The following is a 14,501-nucleotide window of genomic DNA, read 5'->3' as shown; positions in this document are numbered from 1 at the left end:
AGACCCTATAATGTCACCGCAGGGGCGGGAAGGACAGCTCATTGTTCTCCTCGCCCCTTCTGTGCGCCCACACGCTGAAGCTCATAGGCGCACCACTGTGTACACCCCACTCATTCAAGGAGCCCCATTGGCTGCACACACCGGCTCTTCCACGGACACCTCCTCAACCCAGGTACCCGCCGGAGCTCGACGCGGACTCTTCTCCCGTAAGAAGAAGCCCGCAGCCCCCAAGTACGCAAGCGTGAAACTGCGCGACTTCCCCAAGGGCAGCATCCTCTACATTCTGCGCCGTGCCATCTACAAATTCGGCGCAAACGGCGGCACCGATATGGCGGCAGCACTCACCTACTTCACCGTGCTGTCCATCTTCCCCGCCCTGCTGGCGATCGTCTCCCTACTGGGCGTATTCGGTCACGGTGAGGAAAGCGCCGCCGTCATCCTCGCCTTCCTCAAGGACAACGCGCCCGCCCAGATGTACGCCATTATGGAAGACCCCATCAAGCAGATTACCGGCGACCATGGCGCAGGACTGGTGCTGTTGACCGGTATCCTCAGTGCGATCTGGTCCGCCTCCGGGTACACCGGATCCTTCGGTCGAGCTCTCAACACGGTCTACAACGTGCGTGAAGGCCGCCCCGGCTGGATCCTCAAGCCGCTGAACGTCTTCGTCACCACCGTGCTCATCATCCTCGTGGTACTCATGATGCTCATGATGCTGCTGGGCGTAACCGTCCTGGACATGGTCGGTCAGTATGTACCCGAAACCGTCGATATGGAGCTCATCAAGCTCATCTGGCTGAACGGCCGCTGGGTCCTCATCCTGTTCATGGCAATCGGGCTCATCACCCTGCTGTACGCCGCAACCCCGAACGTGCGCCGCTTCAAACAGTGGAAGCTCTCCCCCGGTGCGGCGCTGGCACTCTTCGGCATGGGCCTGGGCGGTTTCGGCTTCACCCTCTACGCCAACAACTTCAGCAAGTACAACGCCACCTACGGCCTCATTGGTGGTGTGATTGTGATGCTGCTGTTCATCTGGATCATGAACAATATGCTCCTCTTCGGCGCGCACCTGGACGCAGAAATCATGCTCATGCGCCAGGTACTCGCCGGCGAAGACGACCACGGACACCTGAAGGTTCAGCCGCGCAGCACCACCGCATCCCGTGCGATGAAAGAACAGAGCGAACGCCTCATGTCCGCCGGACGCGAACTACAGCAGCAGGCGGCAGGCCAGGACATGCTCCCCAAGCCGAAGGGCCCCTCCATTGCCGCTCGCGTGCAAAAGGCGGTGGACACCAACACCACCATGATTCGCACGCTCATTGCCGACGGCAAGGAACGCATCGAAAACGGTAAGGAACAGCTGCAGCAGAAGCAGGCGAAGGCAGACGCCACCGAAACTCAGGCTTCTGAGGCAACCGCGGCGAAGGCAGAAGCGAGCGCGAAGGTTGACTCTCAGCAGGAGGCGCTCTTCGACCTGGGCACCGATAACTCAACCGGTGCGGCACAGAAGAACTAAGCGGCAGCTCAGCTGAGCGCGTACCGCCTCAACACATCAAGGGCGCGAGACAGAAAAGGGCACGAGATAGAAAAGGGCGCAGGACAGAAACCCTGCGCTGGTCACTAAGATAGAACTATGACCAGTGCAGATTTCTCTCCCGCGCCCTTTGCTGTACCCAATGCTGTTGTACCCGGCACTACCATGCCCGACCTCGAGTACACCCTCTACCAGCCGCAGCAGCTCAAGAGCCGCGTCCCCGCCCTCATGATTCACGGCTTCGCCACCCGCGGCGAACAGCTCTACGGCGGCACCAGCTGGATCCGCCAATACCTGCGCGCCGGATACCCCGTGCTGATTGTTACCCTGCCCTACCACTCAGACGACTACCTCAAAGACCCCGAATCCATGCACGCCATCGACTGCAAGCTCCCCGACAACACGGGCGTGCGCAGCCGCACAATTCCGTTCGATTCAGTGCCCCCTGTCGATGCTGCAGGTCAGCCGCTGACCCCCATGCACCTGTTCACCAACCTGCTCGCCCAGCTGCTGCGCACCGTCGCCACCGAGAACGACCTCGGCGTTGAACTGGAGCCCCGCGCGCACGTTATTGGCTTCTCCTTCGGTGCGCGCGTCGGCTGGGAACTCGCCCTCACCCACCCGGAGGCGGTCGCATCCCTCACCCTGGGCGGCCTGCCCCTACACGACCACCTCATCACCCTGCGCGCCATGCTCGAAGCGCACGAGGGAACCAGCGTCACGGCGGATAGTGAAACCCCGGCGGCAGACTCCACCGACGAGGCGATTGCCTCCTTCACCTCGATTATTGACAACTCCCCCATTCAGCCCGACGCGCTGCTGAAGTTTGTGCGGATTCCCTTCGGCCCGTTCTTCGACGTGCCCGCCCTGCGTGCCGGATCCCCCGACTTGCCTGCGGGTCACCCGGGCGCGCATCCGCACGCACCCATTGCGGTCGTGCTCGGTGACGCGGACACCATCGCCGCCGACGGGGCGGAACTCTACGACATGGTGCGCGGCAACAACCCGCTCAACCGTTTCATCTCCCTACCCGGCCGCGACCACGTGAACGCACTGACCTCGGGCGCATTCCGACGCGGTGCGCTCGCCTTTGCAGCAGAGGTGGAGGCGGCAGAGTAAGTAGCCGCAGGCTACGCGGGTTCCGGGAGGAGTAAGAGACAACGTCATAAAACGTCACATTCACCTGGGGGCTTCACGCTCAGCCCAGGGGTGCATCAGGTATGCCTTAGCTCTTAGAATGGGAACGTATCAAAAAACCTTTATCTGCGGTTGAACCTCAACCGTGCCTCAGCAAAGGAGCACCATGCACAAGGTTAAGGCTGTCGTAGCCCTCGCCCAGGACGCACCCGTCACCGTCACCACCATCAACGTACCCGACCCCGGCAAGGGCGAAGCACTCGTCAAGGTCCTCACCTGCGGTGTCTGCCAGACCGACCACCACTACGTCACCGGCGGCGTTGGCCAGGACTTCCCCTACCTGCTGGGCCACGAGTCCGCAGGTATCGTCGAGGCTGTCGGCGATGACGTCACCGACATCGCCCCCGGCGACCTGGTCATCCTCAACTGGCGTGCAGTCTGCGGCGAATGCCGCGCATGCCGCAAGGGCCAGCCGCAGTACTGCTTCGCAACCCACAACGCAACCCAGAAGATGACCCTCGAGGACGGCACCGAGCTCACCCCCGCACTGGGTATCGGTTCCTTCGCTGAGAAGACCCTCGTCGCAGCCGGTCAGTGCACCAAGATCACCGCTGACATCAGCCCCGAACAGTACGCAGCAATCGGCCTGCTCGGTTGCGGCGTTACCGCAGGTCTGGGTGCTGTTCTGAACACCGGTGAGCTCAAGCGCGGCGAGTCCGTCGCAGTCATCGGCTGCGGCGGCGTCGGAACCGCAGCAATTGCAGGCGCACAGCTCGGTGGCGCAACCACCATCATCGCCGTCGACATCGACGAAGAGAAGCTGGCACGCGCACGCGAGCACGGCGCAACCCACACCGTGAACTCCTCCAAGGTCGACCCCGTCGAAGCCATCAAGGAACTCACCGGCGGCTTCGGTGCAGACCTCGTCATCGACGCTGTCGGCATCGCCCCCACCTTCAAGCAGGCATTCGAAGCACGCGACCTGGCTGGCCGCGTCGTCCTCGTCGGCGTGCCCGCGCCCGGCACCACCTGGGACATCCCGCTGGATGAGGTGTTCGGCCGCGGCGGCTCTATCAAGAGCGCATGGTACGGCGACACCCTGCCCTCCCGCGACTTCCCCGAATTCGTGGACCAGTACCTGCTCGGCCGCCTCGACCTGGACGGCTTCGTCTCCGAGCGCATCACCCTCGAAGACGTCAACGAAGCATTCGAAACCATGAAGACCGGCCGCGTGCTGCGCTCGGTCGTGGAACTCTAGGAGCGTAGCGTGAGCGAACGTATTGAACGAGTCGTCACCTCCGGCACCTTCTCGCTGGACGGCGGCTGTTGGGACGTCGACAACAACGTCTGGATTATCGGCAATGACTCCTCCGTGATCATCATTGACCCCGCCCACGACGTCGACAAGATCTCCCGCACCGTCGCAGGCCGCACCGTGGAGAAGATCCTGCTGACCCACGCCCACGACGACCACATCCGCAGCGCCAAGGAGGCGGCAGAACGCTTCGGCGCACCCGTCTACCTGAACCCCGCAGACCGTGTGCTCTGGGAAATGGTGTACCCCTCCTGGGATTTCGACCACGAACTCGCTGACGGCGACGTCCTGCGCATCGGCGACACCGAATTGAAGGTCCTCGCTACCCCCGGCCACTCCCCCGGCTCCGTGTGCTTCTACGCACCCACCCTCAGCTGGGAGAACAGCGAAGGCGTCGTCTTCTCCGGCGACACCCTCTTCAACGGCGGCCCCGGCGCAACCGGACGCTCCTACAGCGACTTCGACACCATCATCGAGTCGATCTCGACCCGCCTGCTGACCCTGCCCGAGTCCACCGCGGTCCTCACCGGCCACGGCGACAGCACCGGCATTGGCCTGGAAGCACCCGAGCTTCCGGCATGGATTAAGCGCGGTCACTAAACCGGCAGCCTCACGCTGAGATTCTCACACTGAGGCTCTCACACTGAGGTTCTCAGGCCGAGGCTCACCACAAACCGAGCACGGTACGCAAAAGGCGGATGCCCCACCACCTGTAGAAGGTGGCGGGGCATCCGCCTTTAAACATGCGCTAACGACGTTCCAACTGATCCCAAGGAGTCAGCTGCTCCTCATGCTCCTCACGCCACAGGTAGCCGTACAAATGACCCAACGCAAAATACAGAGTCGCAATAATCACCGGAACCATAAACGCATTACGGTAATACGGGGCGTCGCCCATATAGCCGCCCCACATACTACCCAGCGCAAGACCAATACCCAGCATCGAGCGGGTAAAGAAGCTCGCCTGCGCATCAGGAATATGCTTGAGCGAACGGTTCAGCCACAGCTCATGGCCGCCAAACGCCACGCCCAGCACCGCGCCGCACAGCGCCAACGCATAGAAAATCGTGGACGTATCATCGCTCGCCGGCAAGTACAGCGCCGCCATAATCAGCAGAACGCCGCTCGTCAGCCAGCCATGCCACGGGTTCACCGAACGGCCGCCCAAAACCACGGGGAAAGCCACCACCACGAGCGCACCGGTACCGGTCGCAACCATAGCCATGAACAGGTTCATCGAACCGTGAATCAGCGAGAAACCCAGCAGACCAGAACCAACCGAACCCATGCACGCACCCAGCAGCACCAGACCAAGAATCAGCACCACCGTCTGACGGCTCGGACGCACCAGATTCTGCGGCGGAGCCATGCGAATACGCGAAATATCCGGTAGCCACCTCGGCGCCGCCAGCACCACGACGAACAGTAGCGCATCCAGAATAATCGTGATCCAGAAGCCCGCATACTCATTATTCGGGGTGATGTACGCATCGCCCAGCCACACCAGCAGAGCAGCCAGCGGATGCATCGACATGTTCGCCGTGGTACCCCACGACACCGCAGTCGACAAGCGAACATCACTGTACTGATAGTTACGGCGATACAGCGACTCAAGAGCGAACGGAGTCCACGGCGGAGTCGTGAAACCCATCGCCACACACGAGAGCGCATGGTAGGTCGTACTCACATTATTCGGGTCAACCGTTAGACGCCAACCAATCACCAGCATGTTCAGCACCGCAGCGATATTCAGAATCGACGTAATCGCCAGCAACGACCGCAACCCCAGAGCACGCACCAGCATCGGGCCGAGCATAATCTGCACCGAATACGCGCCAGTAAACGCCGCCACCGCGTAGCCGCCATCATGCACACTACCCAGGTGGCTCGCCAACAGAATATACAGCGCAAACGCCGAAGAAGCCGCCGGAATGTGGAACAGAATCGTCAACACATTACGGGCAAAACCCTCAGCACGAAGCACCGCATACAGGTGACGACGCTGCTCCTTACCGTTGCGCAGGAACAACGCCCAATGCTGACGCAAAATGTCCGGCACCGACGCGTTCGTATTAATCTCATCCGCAGCCGGAATCGGGCGAGGCGGCAACTCCTGCAACACGTGCTCGTTGTTGCGCACCACATCCGTCAGGGACGTGCCCGGAACCGTCGGAATGCCCGTGCCCGAAGCACGCATTTTATTCAGCGCATCGGAGGCGGGTGCCACCTTCATGGTGCGCGGAGGAACCTTCGGCGCGGATGCGTTAGTGTGCGCATCAGCCGAAGGTTCCACACGATACGTTGAATTCGGTGCCCTGTCCTGAGGTGTCGAGGTCATCATCTCTTTCACGAATAAGCCGCCGGACATGCTACAACAGCAGCCCGGAAGCGAATTTATGCCTACTAGGAGTTTACCCTCACCGACGAGCCGTTCTGACCCTTTTCCACCACAATCTGCGCTGGAATACGGTTCTTCATCTCCTCCACATGCGAAATCAGGCCAATAGTGCGGCCACTATCACGCAGAGATTCAATCGTGCCCATCACCATGTCCAGAGTTTCAGCGTCCAACGTGCCGAAGCCCTCATCAATGAACAGGGTGTCCAGCTCGATGCCGCCGTTATTCGCCTGTACGACCTCCGCCAGACCTAACGCCAACGACAGCGACGCCAAGAACGACTCACCACCGGACAGCGACGACGCCTCACGCGGCTCACCCGTCCAGGTGTCAGTAATCTCAAGGTTCAGGCCACCGCCGGAACGGCTACCCTTCGCACGGTGATCGCTGAACACCATGCCGTAGCGACCCTCACTCATACGGTCCAGGTGCAGTGACGCCGAGTGCAGAATCCGCTCGAACTCGGCACCCAGCACATAGCTGACCAGGTCAACCTGATGCTCATAACCGCCCAGCGTATCACCGCGGGCAGCCGCCGCCAGGTTCGCCAGCATCTGCGCACGGTCATAACGCTGCGCCGTCTTTGCACGGAACGCCGCATACTCGCCACGCAGTGCCTGCAGGGAACGCAGCAGGCTCTCCCGCTCACCCTCACGAAGAGTCAAACGGTGAACCGCCGCGCGCAACTGCTCAACCTGCTCACGCACGCCCTGCAGGTCATCCGGTGCCTGCTCACCAGCGGCAACACGGGCCGCCACCGCAACAATTGCCTCACGGCCAAAGCCCTCAAGGAGGCGGGCATGCTCCAGCTCGTACGCGGCAACAGCCTGTTCCAGGGCGTCGACGCGCTCAGGGGTGCGGACCGCCGTCTGCACCAGCTCAGCACTCTCAAACGCAGACTCGCCCAACAGGCGCTGCGCCTGCGCCGCCGCCAGAGCATGACGCTCACGCGCCTGCCCCAACAGCAACACCGCACGAGCAAGACGCTGATGCGCCGCACGGTAGCCCTCCACAGCCTCAACACGCTGCGCAAAACCCACCGCCGCACGAGCAGGCGCCAAATCGGCCGCGGTAGCCTCACAGCGCGTCGTAGCGTCACGGTGACGCGTCTGAGCTTCCACCGCCGCGCCCTCGATGGTGCGTAGCGCCTCCTGAGCCTTCTGCAGCTCAACCCGCACCCGCTCAACCTTCGCCAGCACGCCGTCACGCGCCGTCACGCGCGACTGAGCCTGCGCGAGGCGGGTCTGCGCCTGCTGCAGCTGCGCGGCAGTCTGCTCAACATCACACTCGCCCTGGGCAGCCAGAGTCTCGTACTGGGTGCGGGCGGCGGCAAGCGCCTCGGAGGCTTCCTGGTGCGCCTTGGTCGCCCGGTCCTTAGCCAGTTCGTGGGTGCGCGCCTGCTTGTGCGCCTTGTCTTCACGCTCCTTGGCGGCGTCCAGGTCGGCGCGCTCAACCAACTGCTCGCCCTCGGCAATCTGCGCGGGGGCGGGGTGCTCGACCGAGCCGCAGACCGCGCAGGGTTCGCCGTCCTTGAGCTCACGCGCCAGCAGCGAGGACGCCTGGGCGAGGCGCAGCACCTGCAGGTTCTTGAACTCCTCCGTCGCGGCGAGCGCCTGCTGAGCCGAGGCCTGCCATTTTTCCTGCGCCTTCTGCTCGGCGGTGGCGGTGCGCTTGTTCTGCTTCTCAGCCTCAGCAACCGCTGCGGAGGCGGCATCGAGCTTCTGCTGCATCTGCTGAGCGGCATCGTGCTTCTGCTGCACCTCGGTGACCAGGTGCGCGGCGAGGGTACGCTCCTCGTCGGCGGTGCTGTAGCCGGCGAGTTCTTCGGCAAGCTGCTCGGCGGCGGCGGTCAGGTCGCTCAGGGTCTTTTCGGCACGCGCCTTGTCCTGTTCGAGGGCATTAGCCTGCTTCAGCAGGGCGGCAACGGCGGCTTCCTCGTCGGTAAGCTGTGCGTCCTTCTTCTGCAGGACGCGCAGGGTGTCGAGGAGCGTTTCGAGCTGGGTTTGTTGCTCGGCGGGTTCGAGATCCGGGAGCGCGGCGAAGGTCGTCTCTTCGGGGAAGGTGACGTCTTCCGCGGTTTCCTCATCGCGGAGCGCCGCAAGCAAGGCACGACCGTTTTCTTCAAGCGCGGAAGCACACGCCGAATGTTCCTGTTCCCGGGCGGCGAGCGCCTGCGATTCGGCATGGACCTGCGCGTACTGCGCGTGCAGGGGCGCGGCAGCACGCGCCTGCGCCAGCTCTTCATGCTGCGCCTTATGCTCATCGGCGCGTTCGGTCAGGCGGGTACGGCGCTCGCAGAGCTGCTCGTATTCGCGCCAGTCGGCCTGCAGCTGGGCGCGTTCGGCGAGTAGGCGAGTGTTCCGGTCGGCTTCGTCGGTGAGGCGCTGCTGTTCCTGCTTTTCGCGCGTGGAGGTTTCGCGGGCGCGTTCTACCCCGCCGGCAATCCATGCGTCGAGGGTTTCGGCGGTGACACTCTCAGCGGTGAGCTGTTCGGAAGTCTCCTCCCCAGCAGCCTCTTCAGCATCCGTATCTACAGCATCCAGGAGCGACTGCAGGGCGAGCATTTCTACGCGGGCACGTTCAAGGTAGCCGCGCTGGGTGTTTTCGTCCTGGGCGACGTCCTGCTGAGCCTTTTTCGATTCTTCAAGGAGCGCGTCGAAGAGCTGCTCGTAGTGTTCGACAGGGAACATCTTTTTGAGCAGTTCTTTGCGTTCTTTGGGCTTGGACTTGAGGAATTGCGCGAACTGACCCTGCGGCAGGAGTACGACCTTGAGGAATTGTTCTTTGGTCAGGTGGGTGCGTTCGGCGATGGTGCGGTTGACTTCGGCGACGCTGCTGGAGATGGGCGTCCATGCCTTTTCGTCGGAGGGGTCGGCGCCGGGTGCGAGTTCGGCGAGGGTGGCTTTGGCGCTTTCTTCGCGCATCTGGCCTTTGCGGGCGCCGCGGGTGATGGGCTTGTTGTAGGCGGGGGTGCGGTCGATGCGCAGGCGCTTGCCGTGGAGGGTCACGTCGAGTAGCACGCGCGGTTTGGTGCCGCTGTGTGCCGCGTAAGTGGAGTGCAGTTTGGCGGATTCGCGGTCGCTGCTGGTTTCGCCGTAGAGGGCGTAGCAGATGGCGTCAAGGATGGTGGTTTTACCGGCGCCGGTGGGGCCGTTGAGCAGGAATACGCCGGCGTTGTTGAGGGCGTCGAAGTTGATTTCTTGGCGCTTGGGGTATGCCATGAAGGCTTCGAATTCGAGGTTGTGCAGGATCATGCGTTGTCCTTGTGGCTTTTGATGTGGTCACTGAGGGTGGTGATGACGTTGCGTTCTTCGCTGGTGAGGGGGCGGTTGCGTACGTATTGGTGGAATTGGTCGAAGGTTTCGACGGGGTCGGCGTCGCGGGTGAGGGGTGCGGCGGCGGGTTTGTCAGTGGCGGGTTGGGTGCTGCGGTAGCTGAAGTGGGAGATGGTTTCGTAGCGGCTGCGCAGGCGGTCGACGGCGCCGACGGGTAGGGTTTCGTCGGTGAGTTCGATGCGGCAGTAGTAGCCCTGCTCGTAGGGGCTGTTTTCTGGGTCGTTGAGTAGCTGCTCCATGGTGCCGCGCAAGGTTTTCATGTGCACGCGGGTTGCCCATTCGTGGCTGCTGATGGTGGGTTCTTCGCCGGGGTTGAGTTCGATGAGGTAGGCGCCGTTGCGGTTGTGTTCTTCGCTGAATGAGAAGCCGAGGGGTGAGCCGCTGTACCGGATGGTGGGGGTGACGGGGTACCGCTTGTGGATGTGGCCGAGGGCTACGTAGTCGAAGCCGTCGAAGAGGGAGGCGGGTACCCAGTCGATGCCGCCGACGCTGATGTCGCGTTCGGAGTCGCTGCGGGGTGTGGTGTCTGCGCTGCCGGCAATGTCACTGCCGGTGGTGTCGCTGACGGTTGCGTGGCTCATGACGATGATGCGGTCGGCGCCTTCGCCGCGGGCGCGTCGTTCTGCGGCGTCGGCGCGGATGGCGTTGGTGACGGCGCCGAGGACTGCCTGGTGGGTGGGTTCTACGCCGAGGGCGGTGGCGTGGAGGCGCGGCGCGAGGTAGGGGATGGCGTAGACGTGTACGCGCAAGGTACCGTCGGTGAGTTCGACGGGGCGGGTGGCGTCTTCGAGGCTGGTGCGCAGGTGCACGCCGGAGGCTTCGAAGAAGGCGGCGCCGTAGCTGAGGCGACGGAAGGAGTCGTGGTTGCCGGAGCTGAGGATGACGTGCACGCCGGCGCGCATGAGGCGGGTGAGTGCCTGGTCGAGCAGGGTGGTGCTTTCGGCGGTGGGGATGGTGCTGTCGTAGACGTCGCCGCTGATGAGGAGGGTGTCGATACCTTCGGCGTGCACGTAGTTGAGCAGTTCGTCGATGAACTGCTGGTGTTCGCGGGTGAGGGGGCTGCGGTGGAAGGTGCGGCCGAGGTGCCAGTCGGAGGTGTGCAGAATCTTCATGGTTTCAGTATGGCATTGCGTCTTATTTTGCGCCTCACAGTTCGTCATTTAGGGCGTAGGCACTCACGCGGAGCGGGGGCTCCGTCCTCAAGGCGCCCCCAGGCGCTGAAGAGGGGACACTCCCCCGCGAGCGTGAGTGCAAAGCCCTCTTTGTCTAGGCCCCTTACAGTCCCGGCGAGGACGAGTAGCCAAACCACCGCGGCGTAGGTGCTCATGCGGAGCGGGGGCTCCGTCCTCGAAGCGCCCCCAGGCGCTGAAGAGGGGGCACTCCCCCGCGAGCGTGAGCACGAAGCCGCCCGGTACATCCTCCCCCGCACATCCTGAGTACAAAGCCGCCCGATACATCCCCCACGCATCCTAACCACCCGTGGGATAATCGCCCTATGAGTTTTTCTTCTGTTGAGTTCACGCGTGCGCCTGAGGTTTCGGCTGAGTTTGCGAGCAGGGTGCGCGGCCTGTTGTGTGCGTCTGCGTTGGGTGATGCGCTGGGTTATCCGTTGGAGTTGTTGTCGGCTGAGCAGATTGCGGAGCGTACCCCTAAGCCGTGGGATTCGGCGTTTGGTGAGCTGCTAATCAGTGATGATACGCAGCTGACCTGCTTCACTCTGGATGGCCTGACGGAGGTTTTGGAGTGGAACAATGAGGGCGCGGCGGCGGATGAGTTGGCGTGTTTGTGGTTGGCGTATTTGCGGTGGTTCCGCGGTATTGGTGATGTTCTGCCGGAGTCTGCGCCGTTTTCGTTGGATCGTGAGATTGATGGATCGGCAGAGTTGACGGCTCGTCGTGGTCCGGGTGCGGCGACGTTGCGGGCGTTGGGTTCGGGTGAGATGCAGTTGGTGTCGAAGTCGTTGAATCCTGATGCTTTGGGTAGTGGCGCGTTGGTGCGTTCGGCGGCGTTGGGTGTTTTGCCGGTGGCGCAGGAGCGTACGGTAGTTTTGTTGGCGGTGCGTGCGGCGGCATTGACGCATGGGCATCCGGAGGCGTTGGCTTCGGCGGCGGCGTATGCGTTGCTGGTTCGTGACCTGTTGGCGTCCCCGGCTGGCTCGTTTGATGCGTTGTTGGATTCTGCCCGCCGTGTGCTTGACTGGTGCGGCACGGTAGCGGCGGATGATTCGATTCCGGGTGATGCTGCGCGTACGGCTGCGGCGCTGAGCCGTGCCCTTGAGCTGCTGGAGCGCGGCGTGGTGCCGGTGCCGCAAGCTGTGGCGGAGCATTTTGGTACGGGTTGGACGGCGCCGGAGCTGTTGGGTGTGGCGTTCTGGTGCGCGGCGGATGCCGTGAAGAGTCTGCCTGCTGATACCGACGATGCGACGGTACGCAATGCGCTGTTTGAGGGTTTGTGCCGTGCGGTGTCGGTGGATTCGGATTCGGATTCGGTGGGTGCGATGACGGCGGCGTTGTGGGCGGCGGCTGGTTTGCCGGTGGCTGGCGGTGAGGCTGATGCGTGGTCGGAGGTGCTGGGTCGTGTGCGCGGGCTAGATCAGGTGGAGGCGGTGGCGGAACGCTATCTGCGCCAGCTGGGCCTGTAGCGGCGCTGAACCTCAACGGCGCTGAACGTTGACGGCGCAGCAGACATGCGTAGCGGGGGCTCCGTCCTCGAAGCGCCCCCAGGCGCTGAAGAGGGGGCACTCCCCCGCGAGCATTGTCCGCGTGCCGGTCGTGCGGAACTGCGCCGCAAGCATTGTCCGCAAACCGGCTGTGCAGAACTTACGCGAGCATCGCCCGCGTGCCGCATATACAAACTGTTTACATACGCAGAAAAGGCTCTCCGGTATCTCGGAGAGCCTTTTTCTGTATGTGCTAGAACTAGCGAAGCTAAACCTTACGGCGTAGCCGGTCACGCGTAGCGGGGGCTCCGTCCTCGAGGTGCCTCAGGCACCGATGAGGGGGCACTCCCCCGCGAGCGGGAACCGGTGCGCCGTCTGTAAGGACAAGCGCACGGAGTCCGGCCCCGCACTCCCCCGCGAGCATTGTCCGCGTGCCGGACAGCAGACCAGCTGCACGAGCATCCGCCAGCACGTTAGAACCGCTAGCTATGAACTTTTAGTCCAGGTAATCGCGCAGTACCTGCGAACGCGACGGGTGACGGAGCTTAGACATGGTCTTGGACTCGATCTGGCGGATACGCTCACGCGTCACGCCGTAGACCTTACCGATTTCGTCGAGGGTCTTGGGCTGGCCGTCGGTCATGCCGAAGCGCATTGCGACCACGCCGGCTTCACGCTCGGAGAGGGTGTCGAGCACGGAGTGGAGCTGTTCCTGCAGAAGGGTGAAGGACACTGCGTCTGCGGGGACGACTGCCTCGGAGTCCTCGATGAGGTCACCGAATTCGGAGTCGCCGTCTTCACCTAGGGGGGTGTGCAGGGAGATGGGTTCGCGGCCGTACTTCTGGACTTCGATGACCTTTTCGGGGGTCATGTCGAGTTCCTTGCCGAGTTCTTCGGGGGTGGGTTCGCGGCCAAGGTCCTGGAGCATCTGGCGCTGCACACGGGCGAGCTTGTTGATGACTTCTACCATGTGCACGGGGATGCGGATGGTGCGGGCCTGGTCTGCCATTGCGCGGGTGATGGCCTGGCGGATCCACCAGGTTGCGTAGGTGGAGAACTTGAAGCCCTTTGAGTAGTCGAACTTTTCGACGGCGCGGATGAGGCCGAGGTTGCCTTCCTGGATGAGGTCGAGGAAGAGCATGCCGCGGCCGGTGTAGCGCTTGGCGAGGGAGACGACGAGTCGCAGGTTGGCTTCGAGCAGGTGGTTCTTGGCTCGCTTGCCGTCGTGGACGACCCAGCGCATGGCCTTTTTGAGTTCTTTGTCCATGTCGGGGTTTTCGGCGAGCTTGTGTTCGGCGTAGAGGCCTGCTTCGATGCGCATGGCGAGGTCGACTTCCTGCTGTGCGTTGAGCAGGGAGACTTTGCCAATCTGCTTGAGGTAGTCCTTGACGGGGTCGGCGGTTGCGCCGGGGGTGACGACGCGCTGTGCGGGTGCGTCGTCGTCGTCGTTTGCGGTGAGGACGAAGCCGGAACCCTTGGCTGCTACTTCTTCCGCGGCCTTCTTTTCTTCTTTTTTGGCTACGGTTTCTTCGTCTTCTTCGTCGGTTTCGTCTTCGGCGTCGGTGGTTTCGAGTTCTTCGTCGAGTCCGAGGTCGAATTCGTCGTCGTCGTTCTTTTTGCGGCGGCCGCCGGTCTTGCGCTTGGTTGCGGTTTTGGTGGTGGTTTTACGAGTGCGCTTGGGCTTGTCTGCCTCGGTTTCGGCAGTAGTTTCGGCACCGGTTTCGGCGGTTGCGCCGGTGGTGTCTTCGGTTGCTGCTGCGGCTTTGGTGGTTGCCTTCTTGGTGCGGGTGGTCTTGGTGGTGGTTTTTGCGACGGTTTCTTCGGTTGCGTCGCCGGTCACGGTCTTCTTGCTGGTTGCAGGTGCCACTAGAACCCTTTCTGGCTTGTGGTGGGGTGTTTTGTTTGCAAAACACCTAAGACCCTGTCAAGTCTGTGCTGGCGTCCTCGGTCGGGGTGTTTGCTGCTTTTGACGTGTTTAACGCTGTGGGGGCGGGTTTTATTCCGCGTGCGTTGGTCGTTTACAAGGTTCCGTTGCTCGTTGTGTTGAGCTGTTTGAGGGCGCGTTGTAGCGCATTGACTATACGGGGTCAATATATAAGTATTGCAGATTTTTGGTTGTT

The 14,501-nt window shown here is 62.6% G+C and carries 9 protein-coding genes; 5 read left to right on the top strand and 4 right to left on the bottom strand.

Translation table 11 applies throughout. From position 1 onward, the window contains the following. The first annotated feature begins 127 nt into the window (after positions 1-127). The 4 genes from O3649_RS02100 to O3649_RS02085 all read left to right on the top strand — a co-directional run bounded on the left by O3649_RS02100 (position 128) and on the right by O3649_RS02085 (position 4,589). The gene (locus O3649_RS02100; protein ID WP_102033329.1) at positions 128-1,519 is read left to right on the top strand and encodes a YihY/virulence factor BrkB family protein; all 1,392 of its coding nucleotides are present in this window, start codon (positions 128-130) and stop codon (positions 1,517-1,519) included. Positions 1,520-1,636: 117 nt separating this feature from the next. Further along, entirely contained in the window at positions 1,637-2,656 is a 1,020-nt protein-coding gene (locus O3649_RS02095) for an alpha/beta fold hydrolase (RefSeq protein ID WP_102033330.1), read from the top strand. A gap of 184 nt (positions 2,657-2,840) precedes the next feature. Then, positions 2,841-3,932: an S-(hydroxymethyl)mycothiol dehydrogenase gene (locus tag O3649_RS02090; RefSeq protein ID WP_371572541.1), complete on the top strand. Its 1,092-nt coding sequence runs from the start codon at positions 2,841-2,843 to the stop codon at positions 3,930-3,932. 9 nt (positions 3,933-3,941) lie between these two features. Further along, positions 3,942-4,589 (top strand): MBL fold metallo-hydrolase, encoded by a 648-nt coding sequence (locus tag O3649_RS02085; RefSeq protein WP_005508635.1) that lies wholly within the window; start codon positions 3,942-3,944, stop codon positions 4,587-4,589. Positions 4,590-4,737: 148 nt separating this feature from the next. On the opposite strand, the gene O3649_RS02080 is transcribed toward O3649_RS02085, so the two are convergent. The 3 genes from O3649_RS02080 to O3649_RS02070 form a co-directional block, all read right to left on the bottom strand. Then, a complete protein-coding gene (locus tag O3649_RS02080) occupies positions 4,738-6,327 on the bottom strand; it encodes an MFS transporter (protein ID WP_371572539.1) in 1,590 nt (529 codons plus the stop codon). A gap of 65 nt (positions 6,328-6,392) precedes the next feature. Further along, entirely contained in the window at positions 6,393-9,641 is a 3,249-nt protein-coding gene (locus O3649_RS02075) for an AAA family ATPase (RefSeq protein WP_371572537.1), read from the bottom strand. Then, positions 9,638-10,834: an exonuclease SbcCD subunit D gene (locus O3649_RS02070; protein ID WP_070629400.1), complete on the bottom strand. Its 1,197-nt coding sequence runs from the start codon at positions 10,832-10,834 to the stop codon at positions 9,638-9,640. The genes O3649_RS02075 and O3649_RS02070 overlap by 4 nt, the downstream gene beginning before the upstream one ends. Positions 10,835-11,217: 383 nt before the next feature. Between O3649_RS02070 and O3649_RS02065 the strand changes: the two genes are divergently transcribed. Continuing rightward, a complete protein-coding gene (locus O3649_RS02065) occupies positions 11,218-12,363 on the top strand; it encodes an ADP-ribosylglycohydrolase family protein (RefSeq protein WP_371572535.1) in 1,146 nt (381 codons plus the stop codon). Between the two features lie 514 nt (positions 12,364-12,877). Here the strand turns inward: O3649_RS02065 and O3649_RS02060 are convergent. Beyond that, on the bottom strand, positions 12,878-14,248 hold the full coding sequence (locus O3649_RS02060) for an RNA polymerase sigma factor (RefSeq protein ID WP_294632931.1): 1,371 nt from the start codon (positions 14,246-14,248) through the stop codon (positions 12,878-12,880). Positions 14,249-14,501: the final 253 nt, after the last annotated feature.

This window comes from Rothia sp. 27098_8_29 (genome assembly GCF_041432785.1).
GTDB classification, from domain to species: Bacteria; Actinomycetota; Actinomycetes; order Actinomycetales; family Micrococcaceae; genus Rothia; species Rothia mucilaginosa.
Note: the sequence above shows the minus strand (reverse complement) of the source record. Positions and strands in the feature narration are given on the sequence as shown.